This window comes from Caulifigura coniformis (assembly GCF_007745175.1).
Classification (GTDB): Bacteria; Planctomycetota; Planctomycetia; order Planctomycetales; family Planctomycetaceae; genus Caulifigura; species Caulifigura coniformis.
Window position 1 is genome coordinate 6,626,802 of record NZ_CP036271.1, and the last position, 17,450, is coordinate 6,644,251.

The following is a 17,450-nucleotide window of genomic DNA, read 5'->3' on the forward strand; positions in this document are numbered from 1 at the left end:
GCGCCTTGGCGGTTCCCCTCTCAAGCCACCGCGCAACCCCTCCCGGTCAGGTGACCCACTATGTCATCACCGGGTACCACCGGTTGCCGTGCAACCGGTGCGGTGACAGCCGCAGGAGCTTCGCCTGCTGAGCGGCCTGCCTTCGTCCTTCCCGAGATCCATCGTCGGGTGCCCCGCTCACGTCGCGCAGCAGCGTGAGCATGCGAGTTCACCCCGGCCCCCCATCCTGACCCCGCGACCGCCCCGCAACTCACCCCCTTGGCGTCTTCGCGCCTTGGCGGTTCCCCTCTCGCCCACCGCGCAACCCCTCCCCATCAGGTGACCCACCACATCACCACTCCGCGCTCTCACCCACCCCCTTCAGGCACGCGCGCAACCCCGGCCGCAAAGGTAGGAAACCACACTTCCTCACTCGGGCCGGCCAAGCCATGACCACCAAGCCGACGAAACCAGCGAAAACCAAACAGAAACCCGGCCCAAAACCCGCGAAACGACCCGAACCCACCCTCATCCCCCTCGCCGGCCGACGCCAGAAACCCATCACCTGGCTCTGGCACGACCGACTCCCCCTCGGAAAAGTCTCGCTCCTCGTCGGTGAGCCCGGCGCCGGAAAATCCTTCCTCTGCCTCGACCTCGCCGCCCGCATCTCCCGCGGCGTGGACATCGCCCCCGAACCAACCCTCCCCAATCCCGCCGGCGTCCTGCTCCTCTCCGCCGACGACAACGTCGACGACACCATCCTGCCAAGGCTCGAAGCCGCCGGTGCCGACCTGAACCGCATCACCCTCCTCTCCAGCTTCGCACCACCCCTCCGCGACGGCCGGCCGCACCGCCTCCTCTCACTCGCCCGCGACTTCGATCAGCTCGAACAGGCCCTCGACAAACTTCCCGACTGCCGCCTCATCATCATCGACCCGATCAACGCCTATCTCGCCGCCGTCAGCTCCAACAGCCACACCGCCGTCCGTCGCCTCATGGACCGCCTCGCCCGGCTCGCCGCCACGAAGAACGCCGCCATCCTGCTCGTCTCGCACCCCCGCAAACAGGCCGGCCCCTCCGCCATCTACCGCCCGCTTGGCTCGCTCGCCTTCGCCGCCGTCGCCCGTGTCGTCCTCATGCTCACCAACGATCCCACCGTCGCCAACCGCCGCCTGCTGCTCCCCGTCAAGGTGACGTGGAACGCTGCTCCGACGGGCCGGGCCTTCCGCATCGAAGACGGACGCATCGCCTGGGAGCCCGCCCCCATCCCCTTCACCGCTGACGACGCCTCCATCCTCGCCCTGACCGACGACCGCACCAGCGACCCTCGCCGCAACGCCAAAAACTGGCTGATCGAGCAGCTCAAGGAAAAGCGGCAACTCGCGGAAGAAATCCATCACCGCGCCCGCGCCGCGGGCATTCCCGTCCGCCTCCTCTGGCAGGCCAAGAAAGACTGCAAGGTCCGCGCGGTCCTCGATGGCAGGGAGAAACGCTGGTACTGGAAACTCCCCGACATGTGGCTCCGCGATTTCTCCGACGACCTCCTGCAGGTCATCTGACGCGCTGACGCACAAACCGCGCAATGCTTGCAACACTCACTCAAATTCCCAACGACAGGGGCCCGATCGACCCCGAAATCTCCGGCCCGACGAGGGCGGTCGGACGGCCATCAAAACCCGCCACCCACGCCGCCCCTCTTGCCCCGCTCCGCCCCGCCCGGAACAATCGGGCATCGGAAGCCTCTGGCCGCTCGGGGGATTCGATTCACCCTGCGAACGCCCGTGTCTCTCAAGCTCGAACTGCCGACTCTTCAGAACTGGAGCTGCCACAATTGCGGGGGCTGCTGCAAGCAGCATGGCATTTTCATCACCGAGGCCGAGAAGGAACGGATCGAGTCGCAGGGGTGGAACGAATCGAACGGCGTCCCCAGGGATCAGCCGATCTTCGTGAAGATGGGGGGCGTGGTCGGGAAGGCCTGGCATCGGCTGGCGCACAAACCCGATGGCGGGTGCGTGTTTCTCGATGAAAAAGGGCTGTGCCGGATTCATGCGAAGTTCGGTGAGCCGGCCAAGCCGCTGGCGTGCCGCATCTATCCGTATGCGTTTCACCCCACGGGCAAGGGGGTGACGATCGGGCTGCGGTTCAGTTGCCCATCTGTGGTGGCGAACGTCGGGCAGCCGGTGTCGAAGCAGCGCGGGGAGTTGCTGGAGCTGGCGCGGCAGGTGGTTCCGGCCAACCTGGAGAAGGCGAAGCCTCCCGCGATCTCGCCAAAGGAGACGATTCCGTGGCCCGATTTTCACCGCGTCATCGCGGCCCTCGATGATTCGTTCGAGGATGAATCGGAACCGTTCCTGCAACGACTGCTGGCGACGATCACCTGGACGACGCTCTTGGGGGACGCGACGTTTGCGAAGATCCAGGGAGAGCGGGTCGACGAGCTTTTGGGGATCCTGCGCGAGGCGGCCTGGGAGGCGACTCCGGAGAGTGCCGACGAAGTGCAGGAGCCGAGTGCGGTGGGGCGGACGCAGTTCCGTCTGCTGGCCGGTCATTATGCCCGGAAGGACACGTATGGCTCGAAGGACAACACGCTGCTGGGCCGGCTGCGGTTGTTACGGAGTGCTTTGAAGCTGACGGCGGGCAAGGGTCGGCTGCCGGCGATTCAGTCGACGTTCAGGGAAGTGCCGTTCGAGGAGCTGGAGCAGCCGTTCGGTGTTCCGGAGGGGACGGACGCGCTCTTCACGCGATATTTCCGGGTGAAGATCCAGGGGCTGAGTTTTTGCGGGCCGGCGTATTACCACGTGCCGCTGGTGGAGGGGTTCCAGAGTCTGGCGCTGGTGTATCCGGCGGTGATGTGGATCGGCCGGTGGCTGGCGGCCAGTCATGGGCGATCGACGCTGGCGTTTGAAGATGTGGCTGACGCGCTTTCGATTGCGGACCACCATCACGGTTATTCGCCGGCGTTCGGGACGTGGGGGTTCCGGAAGCGGGTGCGGACGCTGGCGGAGCTGAATGATGTGGCGGCGCTGAGTGCGTGGTACAGCCGGTGAGGGAAATGATGCGGCCCGGCGGGGTCGCCGCGGGGGCTTCGGGGGGGGAATGCTGCGTGCGAGGCGCGCCGGTTTGCAGGGGCGCGATGGCGGGCCAGCACTGGAATGCCAGGGGGCGTTACAGCGAGCCTTTGGAGGAGGGGACGCCGGTCTGACGGGGGTCGATGGTGACGGCCTGGCGAAGTGCGCGGGCGGTGCCTTTGAAGATCGCTTCGGCGATGTGGTGGCTGTTGTCGCCGTAGTGCAGGAGGACGTGGTAGTTGAAAAGTCCGTTCACGGACACGGCCTGCCAGAACTCGCGGATGAGTTCGGTGTCGAAGGTGCCGATCTTCTGGCTGGGGAAGTGGAAGCCGTGGGCGAAGTAGAAGCGGCCGGAGAGATCGAGGGCGACGGTGACGAGCGTTTCCTCCATAGGGAGAGTGATGCTTCCGTAGCGGACGATTCCTTTTTTGTCGTCAAGGGCTTTGAGGAGGGCCTGACCGAGGCAGATGCCGACGTCTTCGGTGGTGTGATGGTCGTCGATGTGGAGGTCGCCGACGGCTTTGACGGTGAGGTCGAAGAGGCCGTGCTTGGCGAGGAGGGTGAGCATGTGGTCGAGGAAGCCGACGCCAGTGTCGATATCGGCCTGGCCGGTGCCGTCGAGGTTCAGCGACAGGGAGATTTCGGTTTCGCCCGTTTTTCGGGAGATCGAGGCGGTGCGGGGGGTGCTCATGCGGGAATTCTGCGGGTCGGTGGGCGGAGGGTCAATTTGGTCCGCGAAATTCGCCGGCTCCGGCGTACATCAGACCGCGGTCTGGGACGGTGGTTCCAAAGATTCGGGGCGGTTCCGGTGTGAAACCGGGGGCTTTCTGACGTGCGGGAGGGGTGTGGGGACCGGCCGTCGGCTGTTTCGTCGCCCCGGGACGGCCGGAAAAACGCCGCCTACGCTTCCGGGGACGAATGTTTAAACTGCGGTCGTTATGGATCAGCAGGAACTTATTGAACGACTCATCCGGTGGACGCTGCTTGTGGTCTCGCTGTCGGTCCACGAGTGGGCCCATGCGTGGTCGGCGTACAAGCTCGGTGACGACACGGCCGCGAGGATGGGGCGTCTGACGTTCAATCCGCTGGTGCACATCGACCTTGTGGGGACGGTGATCCTGCCGCTTTTGAACGCGCCGATCGGTTGGGCCAAGCCGGTTCCCGTGCAGCCACATCGCTTCGACCGGAAGTACTCACCGGCGTTCGGCATGCTGCTGACGGCGATTGCGGGTCCGATTTCGAACATCGTGCTGGCGGTGATCGGGACCTTGATCTTTGCCGGCGCGACGCATTTCCGGTTCAGTCATCCGGAGGCGTTCGAGGCGACGATCGTGATCCTGATCCAGTTCATCCTGATGAATATTGCGCTGGCGGTGTTCAACATGATTCCCATTCCTCCGCTGGATGGGAGCCGCGTGGCGAACTACTTCATGCCGTACTCACTGCGCCCCGCATGGGAGCAGATCGAGGAGTTCAGCATGTACATCCTGATCGGCGTGTTCGTGATGCTGCGATACAGCGAAACCAACATTCTCTCCGGCCCCGTGGAGTGGATCTTCAGCTGGCTGCTCTTCCTGGCCCGGCCGCTGATGGGATGAGCGAAACGCAAAGCCCCCCGGCCGCAGGGTGCGGCCGGGGGGCTGGTTGATCCTGGAGCGGACGTTCGCGCAGTGCGCTCAAGGGGCGGCGGCCTGGAGGTCTTCCAGCAGGGCCGCGATTTCGCGATGGGCCGACTGCGATTGGGTGATGACGAGGACGCCGGGCAGGACTTCCATGACGCCGGTCGGCGGGTCACCGTAGTGCACGATCTCGACCGCGTTGACGACAGCTTCGAGGGCAGCGATGGCGCCGCCGGTGAGGAGTTGTCCGACTCCTGCGAGGTCTTCGGCCGTCAGCTCGGGGGGCTTCACTGGAATGGCCGTCGGTGGAACGACGACCGGGCCGACGCTGAGGGTCGCGCCGGAGGCCTGAATGATCTCCTGCGGCAGGAGTTCATTGGCGACGGCGACGCTCGGCAGTTTGAAGGGGCCCTTCGGGAAGCGGGCCGCGAGGCGGTCGGCGATCTCGGTCGCCTGGCTGCGCCAGCTCCACGGACGGATCGAATGGCAGATGGTTTTGGCAACCTGTTCGGGCGGGAGTCCTTTGAGTTGTCCGATCCGATAGACGCGGGTTTCCTTCACGGCGTTGGCCCGCAGCCTGGTCGTGATCACCACGGAGCGGCCGTCGATGAGGTAATCGAGGGTGAAGGCGCGGGTGATGATAGGCATCTCGTCGTTCAAGCCCGAGATGGGAGGCGCGGCGGCCGCAAGCAGCTGGTCGAGGGCTTCGCCGACGGTGACGCCGGTCAGCGCGAGGGCAGATGGAGAGATCGGCCGGGCCGACAGAAACTGGTGCGGAAGGGCGTCATCCTCCGAGGCGGGCTCGGAAGCGTCCTGATTCTGGTCCGGCGCCGGTTGGAGCGCCTCCGGGAGCGCTTCAGTGGTCGGCGTGACGGCCTCGGGGGAGTCTGCCGGGATCGACGAGATGGAAGCGACGGCTGCCGGCGGCGCATAGGTCGACGGCGCGGAACCGGGGGACTTCGCGGGGGTCGTCTCCGCTTCACCTGCGGGGCCGAAGTTCGTGACACGGCGTTCCAGGCCGTCGAATGAGCCGGGACGATAGGGCTTGAGATGGGGGGACGGCGCGGCGTCCTTCCAGACGAGCAGGGGGCCTGAGGTCTGTTTCAGCCTATTGCCGAACAGTGCCTCCGCGCTGCCGCCGAGCATCTGCAGGGAGGCGGCATCCCAGCGGATCGCCAGGCCGTGTTTCTCCCGGACATGGACGATGAAGCCATCGATATTGATCGGCTCGGAGTTCGGTTGAGTCCAGTCGAGCGGTTGGGCCAGGATTGCTTCGACCGCTTCGCGCTGCCGGGATCGGCTCATGCGAACCGGCTCGGCTGCCTGGGTGAGTTCCGGTATGGACAGGCCGGTCAGTAGGCAACACGAGACCAGCGTGCGACGTATTCCCGCCATAGTGACACTCCATTGCGTCAAGATTCCTGAAAGCATCAAGCCCGTGCCCATGAGCATGCCCGCGGGATTCCGAATCGTCAATCAAAAAGCACTGGGCATCAGGTGACGGGGGGCTGCCGACCCGCGCTCGCCGGGCGTCCGACTGTGGGGAGGATCCCGGCGACGTCTGCTCGGGCGGAACCAGCGTCATCCGTTGATTGGCATCGGCACGCCTGACCTCGCAGCGGGTGGGCGTTATGATTCCCCACCCGATCCGATCGACCACCTTTTGCCAGGACGCCGCCCGGCCATGATGCGCTTCCGTCGCCGAGCCCTTCTGAAGTCATCCGTCCTGGCCGGAGCCACGAATCTTGCTCCGTCCCTCTTCGGCCGGACGCAGGAAACGCCCGAAGAACTCAAGAAGATCGGCAGCGCGACGAAGACCCGCTTCGCGGTGAACGTCGAGATGTGGTGGACGAACCTGCCGTTTCTGGACCGCATCCGTCGCACGGCCGAGCTGGGGTTCCCGGCGATCGAGTTCTGGCCGCTGAAAGGGAAAGACCTTCCCGCGATTGCGGCCCTGACAAAAGAACTGGGCGTGGAAGTGGCCCAGTTCACGGCGTGGGGCTTCAAGCCGGGGATGAACGATCCGGCCAATCATGACGCATTCGAGGCGGCGATTGTCGAGGCCTGTTCGGCCGCCAAACAGCTCCGCTGCAAGCTGGCGACGGTCGTCGCGGGGGACGACATCCCGGGCATGTCGCAGGAAGAGATGCATGCCAACGTCATCACAGCGCTTAAGCGCGTGGCGCCGATTGCCGAGCAGCACGACCTGACGCTCATCCTCGAGCCGATGAACATCCGCGTGAACCACAAGGGGCATTGCCTGTACGGCAGCGGCCCGACGATGCGGATCGTTCAGGAAGTCGCATCGACGCACGTCAAAATCAACTGGGATCTGTATCACATGCAGATCACCGAGGGAGACCTGTGCGGCCACCTCAAGGAGGGACTCGAGAGCAAGACGATCGGCTACCTGCAGCTGGCCGATCATCCCGGACGTCATGAGCCGGGCACGGGCGAAGTGCATTACAACCGTGTGCTGAAAGAGGCCTACGATCTGGGGTATCGTGGCTACGTCGGCCTGGAATGCACTCCGCTGAAAGATGAAGTCACCGCCGCCCGACGAGTCGCCGCCGCCGACATCTGGTGAGCCCACCTGGCCCCCTGTTCCTGGAATCGTGTTTCCCATGGCCCGCAAACGCGTCATCACCGCCACGATCAACGGCCGCGAAGAGAGCTTTCTCTGCGAACCGCGTCAGACGCTCCTGGAAGTCCTGCGTGAGACGCTCGACCTGACGGGGACCAAGGAAGGCTGTTCCAACGGCAACTGCGGCGCGTGCACGGTAATCCTGAACGGCCGGCCTGTGGTGAGCTGCCTGGTGCTGGCGGTCGAGTGCGAAGGGGCCGAACTGCAGACGATCGAAGGGGTGGCCGACAAGGAGAACCTGGCGCCGATCCAGAAATGCTTTCTTGAAAACGCGGCCCTGCAGTGCGGCATCTGCACGCCGGGGTTCATCATGTCGGCCCGGCATCTTCTCTCGGAGAACCCGCATCCGACGGAGCAGGAGATCCGTTTCTCGCTGGCGGGCAATCTGTGCCGGTGCACGGGGTATGACAAGATCGTGAAAGCGGTGCAGGCGACGGCTGAGCTGACCTGAGACCTGGGCGATGCGGCGACAAATCAGAGCGCCTCACGAGAGCAGAACGTACGCCAGCATCATCCCGGTGAACGCTCCCTGAAACGCGATCACTCCGATCAGAAGCGCCGAAAGTCCGGCCGAGTCATCCCGGACGAGCCTCGCGAGAAACGCCTCGATCCCCAGCAGCACGCTCGCGGCAAACAGAACATTGATCACGCCGTCGAAGCGAGTCGGCGGAATGCCGTTTGCCGGCATCGCAAGGAATTCGTCGGGAACGTCGAGAGCCTTTCTGACGATGGCCAGCACGACCATCGGAATGAGCCAGATCCCGGCGCGGCGGAGGCGAACGCGCATCGGAGGTTTGGCCAGGCGCTCGTTCATGGAACCTCGCCTACTTGCCGACTTCTTTCTTCAGGGCGGCGAGTTCGTCGTCGACGTTCCAGGTTGAACCGGCCGACACCTCGACCGGGGAGGACTTGAGCAATCCGGCTTCGTCGTCACCCGGCAGTCCGGCGCGGCGGCGCTCGGCATCGTGCAGCCGGGCTTCGAGAGCAGCCTGGGTGGTCTGAAGGTGACGGCAGGTGGCGGCGGCGGCGCCTCGCTGCTGTTCCAGCCCCGCGATCAGCGCTTCGACTTCCTTCTTGCGCATCAGCGCCAGCCGGGCCTGGTTCTCGTCGTTCCGTTCGAGGTGAGCCTTGGCGCGGGTCATCCAGCCGTCGATCTGGCTCTTTTGCTCGGCGATCTCGGCTTCGATCTTTTCGAGGTTGCGGGCGGCCGTCGCAGCGCTGCGGTGGGCCCCCGCGACGCCGTCCTTCATTTCCCGGATAATCTGTTCAAGAGCCTCCTGCGGGTTCTCCGACTCCTTGAGGAGCAGGGTCAGGTTGCAGGTGACGATATCGGTCAGGCGGCTGAAGTAAGGCATGGTCATCAAGCGTTTCGTGAAACAGAGGGTTCGCCGCCACCGGGGAATCTGAGTGAAACGACGCCTTCTGCGCGATGGATCAATGTCTCTCGAATGTGAACGGCATTTCACTGAGTCGCCGCCGCGGCAGGGGTAAACCCTCGCAGGGCGAGCTTTTCACTGAGCTTTTCCCGGGCCAGCCGCAGGCGGCTTTTGCACGTCGCCAGCGGGACCTCCATCGCGTCCGCGATGTCCGGGAGGCTGAGGTCCTGGAAGTGGTGCATCGTGAACGTTTCCCGCTGATCGGCCGGGATTTCGTCCAGCAGTTGTTCGATCAGCTCGGCCACTTCCCGTTTCTCGACGGTCGCGTCTGGAGGCAGGAGATCGTCCGCGATCCGCTGCATGTGGTCGTCGTCTTCCTTGGCCTGGTGCTTCGACGCGTGGAGCAGCGCATCGTGCGACTTGCGGCGCACGTCGTCGACCAGCAGGTTGTGGGCGATGCGGAACAGCCAGCCTTTGAAGCGCCCGGACGGGAGGTAATCCCAGAAGCGGGCATGCAGCTTGAGGAACGTCTCCTGGGCGAGATCCTCGGCCAGCTGCGAATCCCGCGTGTTCCTCAAGAAATAGGCCCACAACGGCGAGCGGTAGCGTTCATACAATTCATCGAATGCGCGCGGATCGCCCCCCTGCAGCCGCACCATGAGGGCGTCGTCGTCTTCCGAGTTATCCACGCGCGCCGCGGGCTTCATCCGATTCCCAAACCGTGTCTCATTCCGCCCGTTACCTGTTCCACCCGTCGCCTGGCCGCGGTCGTGCCGGAATTCCTCCACAGGCCGACCCGGCAGCAGCCCCTTCCGCGTGCCTGGCACGACGACGTGACGCCCCTGCCCCGCAGGATGTCGACCTGGCGCACGCCGAAGGCCTGTGCCTGACCAGACTCGCCAATATAGTTACGAGAAACCACCGCACGCGAGTTCCGCTTGATGCCTGCTGAAAACTTCACACTTTCCTTCGGATCAACGGGCCAGTTCCACGGCCAGATCGACCCGTCGCGCCTCATGGGGCGCTTCGTCGCTCCCGCGGCGATCACGGACCTGAAGGGGGCCGTTGCCGCCGCGGTCGCCGCGCCGACCGACTACCCGCCGCTGCACCAGTCGCTCGTTCCCGGCGACCGCGTGGTGATTGTTCTCGATCGCTCGACGCCGCGCCCGGACGAGGTCGTGGCCGGGCTGTTCGAGGAATTCGCACGTCGCGACATCGCGCCGTCGGATGTCGTGATCCTGCAGCCGGTGTCGCCGCTGGCGGAGAAACCGGGCGATCCGCGGGCCGCACTTCCCGAACCGATCCGCGAAGCCGTGCAATGGCACATCCACGACCCGCTGGCGACTGAGGCGTGCGCTTACCTGGCGACGACGGCCGCGGGAGAACGGGTTTACCTCGCGAAGGAACTGCTGGATGCCGACGTGACGATTCTCGTGGGGGCGGTCGAGTTCGACCGGCTGTGGGGCTATCGCGGCCTGCAGAGCGCGATGTACCCGGGACTGTCGGACGTCGAATCGCTGAAGAAGGCTCACGGCCAGCCGCACGAGGAGCTGCAGACGGAAGACGTCCGGCCGCTGCGCCAGAAGGCCGACGAGATTGCGTGGCTTGTCGGCGTCCATTTCGCGGTGGGAGTGGTTCCAGCGACCGGCGGCGGAGGCTCGCAGGTGTTCGCCGGCACGGCCGAATCGGTTCTCGCGCAGTGCCGTGACGCGCTGAACCAGACATGGAGATTCACGACGGAGGAGCAGCCCGAACTGGTGCTGGTTTCCGTCGACCAGGATGCGTTGGGGCACAACTGGATGCAGTTCGCCAGCGCCCTGCAGACGGCGAAATCGATCGTCGCCAAGGACGGCAAGATCGGCGTGCTGACGCAGCTGAATGCCCCGTTGACCGAAGGACTCCAGCTCATCCGCGACAGCCGCAAGCCCCGGGACGCGATGCGGCCGCTGAGGGAGCAAAGCCCGCCCGACCTGGCGACGGCGACGGCGCTCGCGAAGTCGGTCGAGTGGGCGAATGTATACCTGCTGAGCCATCTCGATCCGGACCTCGTCGAGGACATGTTCATGGTGCCGCTGGCGAACACGGACGAAGTGCAGCGACTGATTGGCGGCGAGGAGTCGATCGCCATTGTCGCCAGCGGCCAGCACGTGTGCGCGGAAGCGAAGGAGACAGCCTGACCCAGGCGACGTATCTCAGTCACTGAAGTAGAACATCGGCGGACAATGTCGCACTGCATGCCGCTGGCGGGAGGCGAGGTTCTAGCCTCGTCCGGCCAGCGGCATTTTTGTGGCCATGACAGTCATGAACAACACGTTCGCTTCAAGCGGCAGGGCGGCCATGTGGACGACGGCGTCGGCTACGTGGCGGACGTCCATGGTCGGCTCTTCGCGCATCGAGCCATCGGCCTGGACGATGCCTGTTTTCATCCGGCCGGTCATGGTCGTGTCGGCGTTGCCGATGTCGATTTGCCCGCAGGCGATGTCGAATCTGCGGCCATCGAGGGCGATCGATTTCGTCAGTCCGGTGATGGCATGCTTCGTGGCGGTGTAGGCGGACGAATCGGGTCGCGGAGCGTGCGCGGAGACCGAGCCGTTGTTGATGATGCGGCCGCCGATGGGCGTCTGTTCCTTCATCAGGCGAAACGCCCCCTGTGCACACAGAAAGGCGCCGTTGAGGTTCACATCGACGATCGACGTCCATTGATCGAAGGTCATGTCGGCGATCGAGACGCCCGGGAGGTTCAGCCCGGCGTTGTTGAAGAGGAGGTCGAGCCGGCCGAGTTCTTTGCGGATGGTGGCGAAGAGTGCCTTTACCGAGGCGGGTGAGGTGACGTCGGTCGGGACGATGAGGCATTTGTCGGATCGCCCTGCGGCGGTCTCTTCGAGCTTTGGGCGACCGCGGCCGACGAGGACGACTTGCCAACCGGCGTCGCAGAGGGCCCGCGCGGTCGCGCGACCGATGCCGGAACCGGCTCCGGTCACCAGCGCAAATCGGGACAGATCGGACATGCAGCCGCCTCGAGTCGGAAGACGAACCGTGGACGCAACGGGGCGTCATCATGAAGCGGCGACGACGATCGGGCAATCCGCGTCTTCAGGTCGTGGCCCGGCGCGCGCGATCGATGCGGTGACGCCAGACCTGGAGCAGGCCGTCGGCGACTGCCAGGAGCACTGGCCCCAGAATCACTCCGGCCGCTCCGAAGACCGCGAGCCCGCCGACGATGGAAAAGAAGACGAGCAGGGTGTGGAACCGCATGCGGTTTCCCACGAGGAACGGGTAGAGCAGGTTGTCGATGAGCCCGATGGCGAGGGCTCCCCACGCCACCAGAATGCCGGCCCTGGTCCAGTCGCCCTGCATGGCGAGCCACGCGGCCGTCGGCGCCCAGATGACGAACGTCCCGAGAATCGGCACGACGGCGAGCAGTCCCATCACGGCTCCCCAGAACAGAGGCGAAGGAAGCCCGAGCATCCAGAACATCAGTCCCCCCATGCAGCCCTGCACAAAGGCGACCGTCAACGATCCGAAGACGGTGGCGTGAATCGTGTCGTTGATCCGCCGGATGATCCGGTCGGCCTCGGATTCAGAGAGAGGCATCAGCCCCCGTACGCCATCGAGGACGGAATGCCGATCGCGGAGAAAGAAGAACAGGCACATCATCGTGATCAGCACCTGCATTCCGATCCAGCCGGCGCCGCTCAGAAACCCCCGCAGGCGGGAGGTCACCATACCGGCCGCGCTCGCGAGCGACCCGGAGGAAGGCATGCGAAAATGGGACGTCTCCTCCTCCTGATTCCTGAACGCGGGGACCTGCACCTGTTCGGCAGCGGTTGAGGCATCTTCCTCCAGGGCTCTCTGCTGGTCGGCCGACTCGACAGCGTCGTGTTGGCCGGCGCCTTCCGATTTGTCCCGATCGAGGGACGAGAACTCGGGGAGGCGTTTCAGGAGCGGTCCCAGATATCGATTCGCCTTCAGGGCTTCTTCCCAGCGCCCCGAGGTGATGCCGTCCTGGACGACGCCCGCGTACTGGGTCGCCTGCTGGACGAGGCTCGTCGTGACAAAGGCGGCAGGGATCATGAGGAGCAGCATGATCGCAACGACGGTCAGCCCCGCACACAGGCTGCGGTACGTTGTCTGGCGGTCGAGCCAGCGATGGACGGGGTGGGCGATGACGGCCAGCGCCAGGGCCCAGGCGAGGGCCGTCAGGAAGGGCTCCACGACGAGGTAGCAGAGGTAAACCACCAGCCCGGTCGCGAGGACGAGAACGCCGGTGGTGATGGTCTCGGCCGGGATCGGCTGTTCCGGCGCGGGTGTGGGAATCGGTTCGGGACCAGTGGACATGGAGTCTGCTCAATCGGGGATGCAGCACAGACTCTAAAGGAGAACCGCCGGGCGCGGAGTCCTCTTTCTCAGCCGGCCACTTCGCGCGCCTTGGATTTCAGGCGCGTGAGTTCATCAAGCGCCTGGTCGGGAGTCATCGCCGCGGGATCGAGATCGCGCAGTCCGCTCATGACCGGATGGTTGTCGGCATCGAACAGGTTCATCTGCAGCGCGTGGATCTTCCTGCGCGGCTTGCGGGCGGGGATGGTCAGCTCGCCCGTTTCCTTGTGATGGTCGGCTTCGAGGGTCTTCAGGATCACGTCCGCGCGATCAATGACGTCTCTCGGAACGCCGGCCAGCCGCGCCACCTGGATTCCGTAGCTGCGATCGGCCGCGCCCGGAACGATGCGGTGCAGGAACACGAGATCGCCGTTCTGTTCCCGCACGGCCACATTGGCATTCGCCAGGCCGGCGAGCGTGGTCTGCAGTTCGGTGAGCTCGTGGTAGTGTGTCGCGAACAGGGTGCGGCAGCCGACTTCGTCGTGCAGGAATTCCGTGATGGCCCAGGCGAGCGAGACGCCGTCGTAGGTGCTGGTGCCGCGGCCGATCTCGTCGAGGATGACGAGGCTTCGTTCCGTCGCGGAATTCAGGATCCGGGCCGTCTCGGTCATTTCGACCATGAACGTACTTTGGCCGCGCGAGAGCTCATCGCTGGCGCCGACGCGGGCGAACACGCGATCGGCCACGCCAATGACGGCCGAGCGGGCCGGAACGAACGAGCCCATCTGCGCCATGACGGTCAGCAGGGCCGTCTGGCGGATGTAGGTGCTTTTGCCGGCCATGTTGGGGCCGGTGATGAGCAGGATGTGGGGAGCGGTGGACAGGTCCGGAGAGGCGACGTCGCCAGTCCTCCCCAGGCGGACGTCGTTGGGGACGAACTCGCCGGAAAGTTTGACACGGTCGAGGACGGGATGCCGGCCTTCGCGGATGTCGAGCACCGGATCGGCCACGACCTGCGGCCGGCAGTAGTTCGACCGGACGGCCAGCACGGCCAGCCCCGTCAGCACGTCCGACTGCGCGAGCACTTCGGCCGTCTGCTGCAGTCGGCGACACTCCTGGCTCACACGCTCCCTCAGCCGCGAGAAAATTTCCTGTTCGAGCGCCAGCGCCCGCTCCTCCGCCCGCAGCACCTTGTCCTCATATTCCTTGAGGGGCGGCGTGATGTAGCGTTCCTGGTTCTTGAGCGTCTGTTTGCGAACGTATTCCGGAGGAACCTTCGCAGCGTTCGCGGCCGTGACTTCCAGGTAGTAGCCGAACACCTTGTTGAAGCCGACCTTCAGGCTGGTGATCCCGGTCCGCTCGATCTCCTGCCGCTGATAGTCGGCGATCCACTGCTTCCCGCCGTTGCTCAGGTCGCGGAACTCATCGAGCTGGGCATTGAACCCGGGACGGATCACGCCCCCCTCGGCCACGTTGAGCGGCGCTTCGTCGACAACGGCCGCTTCGATGTCCCGACGAACCTCGGCGCACAGGTCGAGGTTTCCTTCGAGCGAACGGAGCTTCGCGCAATGTCGTCCCGCCAGCCGGGCCTTGAGACGCGGCAGGAGGGCGAGCGTGCGGGCGAGCGACGACAGGTCGCGCGGCGACGCCCGCAGCGTCGCGACGCGGGCGGTCAGGCGTTCGAGGTCGTACGCCTCCTTGAGCAGCGACTGGACGTCCCCCGCAAAGCTGCGATCGGCGGCGATCTCGGCCACGGCATCGAGCCGCGCATTGATCGCCGGAACATCCGTCAGCGGATTCGAGAGCCAGTCAGCCAGCAGCCGCGCGCCCATCGGCGTGACCGTTTCATCGATCACGGCCAGCAGGCTGCCGTCGCGCCGCGTGTCGCGAAGCGTGCGGGTCAGCTCCAGGCTGCGGCGGGTGGCGTCATCGATCAGCAGGTTCGAGCCGCGGCGATGCGGCTCGAGCTTCATGACATGATCCACGCCCGTTCGCTGCATCTCGCGGGCATAGTCGAGCAGCGCGCCGGCCGCGAAGACGGCCGGGGAATCATCCTCCAGGTCGAAACCTTCAAGCGTCGCCGTCTTGAAGTGGTTCTTGAGGACGTCCACGCAGCGGGCCGGCACGAAGCTCCAGGGGGCCCGCTCGGTCAGCACGAGGTCGGGGATGGTCCCCAGGGCCACGACGACCGGATCGATGCGCCAGTCTTCCGAGACGAGCAGTTCCGCAGGCTGCAGCCGGGCGAGTTCATCGAACAGCGCTTCGAGTCGCGGACCGGTGGGGCCTGTCCGCAGGGCCGCGAAGGGCTTCGCGTTCTTCCGCGACTGGGCGACGAGCGACACCTCGGCGCACTGGAACCGGCCGGTGGAAAGTTCGAGCCACGCGAGGCCGACGCGTTCCTTCTCGGGGAAGATGGCGGCCAGGAAGTTGCTGCGTTTGGGATCGAGCAGCGAGTCTTCCGTCAGCGTGCCGGGAGTGATGATCCGCGTCACTTCGCGGCGGACCATCCCCTTGGCCGTCTTCGGATCTTCGACCTGGTCGCAGATCGCGGCGCGGTGTCCGGCGGCGACGAGCTTCTTCAGGTAGCCATCGAGCGCATGAAACGGAAACCCGGCCATCGGCACGGGGTTCGACGACGTTTTGTCGCGGCTCGTGAGCGTCAGGCCGAGGACGCGGGCGGCGATCTCGGCGTCTTCGTGGAACAGCTCGTAGAAATCGCCCATGCGGAAGAGCAGGATCGTCCCGGGGGTCTCTTTCTTGACCTCCAGGTAGCGCTGCATCATCGGCGTGAGCCGAGGTTCTTCCGGGGAATTCGACATGGATCGATCGACAAGCGTTGTCGACGCTGCCAGCGTCGACCTGCGTTCCAAAGCACACTCCGACGCTGGCAGCGTCGGCCACAAGTTCGCCCCGGCGCGAGAATCAGCCCGTGACCCAGGAGTCGAAGACGCGGACCTGCTTCCACTTCGGCTTATTCTGTTCGATGAACGTCACGTGGTCGGCGACGGTCTGGTAGGCGTCGTGGGCCTCCTTGTCCTGGAAGTAGACGTGGAGGGCGACGTCGTACATGCGGTCGTTCACCGGGCGATTGAACTCGTCGCCGCATTTCCCGGCCGCGAAGAAGACGACGCCCGGATGGTTCTTCAGATACTTGTGACAGGCGGCGACCATCTCGTCGATGGCCTTGGGAGACGCATCGAACAGCGTGAAGTAAACGTCGTGAGCAAGCATGTTTTGAGCCGGGCAATGCAGAATGGAGGGCCACGGCGGACACGTTCCGCCGGGCCGCTCAATTTAGCCGGTTCGCCCGCGAACCGCAGTCGTGCCGACGGCACTACGACACGCGGGCCGGGCGTTCGTGGAGAAACGTGAACGCGAACAGCACGATCGCGGCGGCGATGGTCAGCAGGCGGGCGCGGAGCAGGTTGTCGGAAGCGACCCTGATCATCCACGGGCGGAGGGGATCGAGTCGCGGGTCGATCGATTCGATGCGGGCCTGGACGGGCGGTTCGATGGTCCGCGCAGCGATGGTCGATCGCGCGGGATTCGTCGCCAGCTTCTGCCGTGCGATGGCCGCAACGTAGTCGGGATCGGTCTCGAGGGCACGCGCCTCGAGTTCGAGTCGCCGGACTTCGAGCGCCAGTTGTTCGACGCGTGCCGACTGGTCGGCCAGCTGGATCGTGTGGCGTTCCGTTTCGAGGAACTTGCCGGAGAGCGTGGCCGCGGCGAAAAGCGCGCCGGCAATGAGGAGGCTGAACCAGAAGCAGAGGGAGACCAGCGTTCCGGAAACGCGGGGCGCAGGATCAGCGTTCGCCAGATCGCATGGCATGATTTCCAGATCGTCGAGCCACTGCGGTTCCCTTTTGAGGATTGCATTCCCCGCCTCGTTTTTGCGACGGTTGGGGGCTCTTCGGGCCAGACGCCCGGAGCGACCCGAACAGCTGGTTTGGCCGGAGAGAACAGGAATGCCGCTCGTCATCATCGAAGAGGACCGCCGGATCGAGGCCCCGGCGGAGGTAATTTACGGCATCCTTGCGGATTACCGGGCCGGTCATCCGTCGATCCTTCCGCCGGCGTTTTCCGGCCTCGTCATCGAGGAAGGGGGCTATGGAGCGGGAACCCGGATCCGGTTCACCGCGACGATGATGGGGATGCGCGAGCAGATGGTCGGAGTGATCGAGGAGCCGGAGCCGGGACGGGTGCTGATTGAACGGTACCCCGATCGCGGGACCGTGACTTCGTTCACGATCGATCCCGAGCAGGACTGCTGCCGGGTGACGATCCGGACCGAGATTGAAGCGTCGCCAGTGAGTGCGTTCTTTCAGCGGCTGTTCGTGCCGCGGCTTCTCCGCGGCGTTTTTCGACAGGAGCTCGCGAATCTCGATCGGGAGGCAACACGAAAGAAGCCCGGCTTTTAAGAAAAGCCGGGCTTCCGGAAGGCTGCAAT

Annotated in this window: 17 protein-coding genes; 7 read left to right on the forward strand and 10 right to left on the reverse strand. The window is 65.1% G+C overall.

What is annotated here, in order from left to right:
- Positions 1–428: 428 nt before the first annotated feature.
- A complete protein-coding gene (locus Pan44_RS26605) occupies positions 429–1,538 on the forward strand; it encodes an AAA family ATPase (protein ID WP_145034759.1) in 1,110 nt (369 codons plus the stop codon).
- Positions 1,539–1,760: 222 nt separating this feature from the next.
- A complete protein-coding gene (locus Pan44_RS26610) occupies positions 1,761–3,026 on the forward strand; it encodes a YkgJ family cysteine cluster protein (protein ID WP_197453693.1) in 1,266 nt (421 codons plus the stop codon).
- Between the two features lie 118 nt (positions 3,027–3,144).
- Here the strand turns inward: Pan44_RS26610 and hisB are convergent, their stop codons facing one another.
- A complete protein-coding gene (gene hisB / locus Pan44_RS26615; protein ID WP_145034761.1) occupies positions 3,145–3,738 on the reverse strand; it encodes an imidazoleglycerol-phosphate dehydratase HisB in 594 nt (197 codons plus the stop codon).
- Between the two features lie 247 nt (positions 3,739–3,985).
- On the opposite strand from hisB, the gene Pan44_RS26620 reads away from it, so the two are divergent.
- Positions 3,986–4,645 (forward strand): site-2 protease family protein, encoded by a 660-nt coding sequence (locus tag Pan44_RS26620; protein ID WP_145034762.1) that lies wholly within the window; start codon positions 3,986–3,988, stop codon positions 4,643–4,645.
- 78 nt (positions 4,646–4,723) lie between these two features.
- Here Pan44_RS26620 and Pan44_RS26625 read toward each other — a convergent pair whose 3' ends face one another.
- Complete coding sequence (locus tag Pan44_RS26625; RefSeq protein WP_197453694.1) at positions 4,724–6,061, reverse strand: hypothetical protein; 1,338 nt, start codon at positions 6,059–6,061, stop codon at positions 4,724–4,726.
- A gap of 289 nt (positions 6,062–6,350) precedes the next feature.
- On the opposite strand from Pan44_RS26625, the gene Pan44_RS26630 reads away from it, so the two are divergent.
- Together Pan44_RS26630 and Pan44_RS26635 are read left to right on the forward strand one after the other, a co-directional pair.
- A complete protein-coding gene (locus Pan44_RS26630) occupies positions 6,351–7,253 on the forward strand; it encodes a hydroxypyruvate isomerase family protein (protein WP_145034764.1) in 903 nt (300 codons plus the stop codon).
- 37 nt (positions 7,254–7,290) lie between these two features.
- Positions 7,291–7,761, forward strand: a complete 471-nt coding sequence (locus tag Pan44_RS26635; protein ID WP_145034765.1) for a (2Fe-2S)-binding protein — start codon at positions 7,291–7,293, stop codon at positions 7,759–7,761.
- A gap of 33 nt (positions 7,762–7,794) precedes the next feature.
- On the opposite strand, the gene Pan44_RS26640 is transcribed toward Pan44_RS26635, so the two are convergent.
- From Pan44_RS26640 to Pan44_RS26650, 3 genes are all read right to left on the reverse strand, one after another.
- Entirely contained in the window at positions 7,795–8,124 is a 330-nt protein-coding gene (locus tag Pan44_RS26640) for a hypothetical protein (RefSeq protein ID WP_145034766.1), read from the reverse strand.
- Between the two features lie 10 nt (positions 8,125–8,134).
- A complete protein-coding gene (locus Pan44_RS26645) occupies positions 8,135–8,671 on the reverse strand; it encodes a PspA/IM30 family protein (RefSeq protein WP_145034767.1) in 537 nt (178 codons plus the stop codon).
- 101 nt (positions 8,672–8,772) lie between these two features.
- Complete coding sequence (locus tag Pan44_RS26650; protein WP_145034768.1) at positions 8,773–9,393, reverse strand: RNA polymerase sigma factor; 621 nt, start codon at positions 9,391–9,393, stop codon at positions 8,773–8,775.
- A 234-nt stretch (positions 9,394–9,627) separates the two neighbouring features.
- Between Pan44_RS26650 and Pan44_RS26655 the strand changes: the two genes are divergently transcribed.
- On the forward strand, positions 9,628–10,863 hold the full coding sequence (locus Pan44_RS26655; protein WP_145034769.1) for a lactate racemase domain-containing protein: 1,236 nt from the start codon (positions 9,628–9,630) through the stop codon (positions 10,861–10,863).
- 81 nt (positions 10,864–10,944) lie between these two features.
- Here the strand turns inward: Pan44_RS26655 and Pan44_RS26660 are convergent, their stop codons facing one another.
- The 5 genes from Pan44_RS26660 to Pan44_RS26680 all read right to left on the reverse strand — a co-directional run bounded on the left by Pan44_RS26660 (position 10,945) and on the right by Pan44_RS26680 (position 16,832).
- Positions 10,945–11,694 carry an SDR family oxidoreductase gene (locus Pan44_RS26660; RefSeq protein ID WP_145034770.1) on the reverse strand — a complete coding sequence of 250 codons (750 nt, stop codon included), beginning with the start codon at positions 11,692–11,694 and terminating at the stop codon, positions 10,945–10,947.
- A gap of 85 nt (positions 11,695–11,779) precedes the next feature.
- Complete coding sequence (locus Pan44_RS26665) at positions 11,780–13,024, reverse strand: AI-2E family transporter (protein ID WP_145034771.1); 1,245 nt, start codon at positions 13,022–13,024, stop codon at positions 11,780–11,782.
- Positions 13,025–13,092: 68 nt separating this feature from the next.
- A complete protein-coding gene (gene mutS, locus Pan44_RS26670; protein ID WP_145034772.1) occupies positions 13,093–15,822 on the reverse strand; it encodes a DNA mismatch repair protein MutS in 2,730 nt (909 codons plus the stop codon).
- Between the two features lie 103 nt (positions 15,823–15,925).
- Positions 15,926–16,234, reverse strand: coding sequence for a Dabb family protein (locus Pan44_RS26675; RefSeq protein WP_145034773.1), 309 nt, complete (start codon positions 16,232–16,234; stop codon positions 15,926–15,928).
- 103 nt (positions 16,235–16,337) lie between these two features.
- Positions 16,338–16,832, reverse strand: a complete 495-nt coding sequence (locus Pan44_RS26680) for a septum formation initiator family protein (RefSeq protein ID WP_145034774.1) — start codon at positions 16,830–16,832, stop codon at positions 16,338–16,340.
- Between the two features lie 136 nt (positions 16,833–16,968).
- Here Pan44_RS26680 and Pan44_RS26685 point away from each other — a divergent pair, with 136 nt between their 5' ends.
- Positions 16,969–17,421, forward strand: a complete 453-nt coding sequence (locus Pan44_RS26685) for an SRPBCC family protein (RefSeq protein WP_197453695.1) — start codon at positions 16,969–16,971, stop codon at positions 17,419–17,421.
- Positions 17,422–17,450 lie beyond the last annotated feature (29 nt).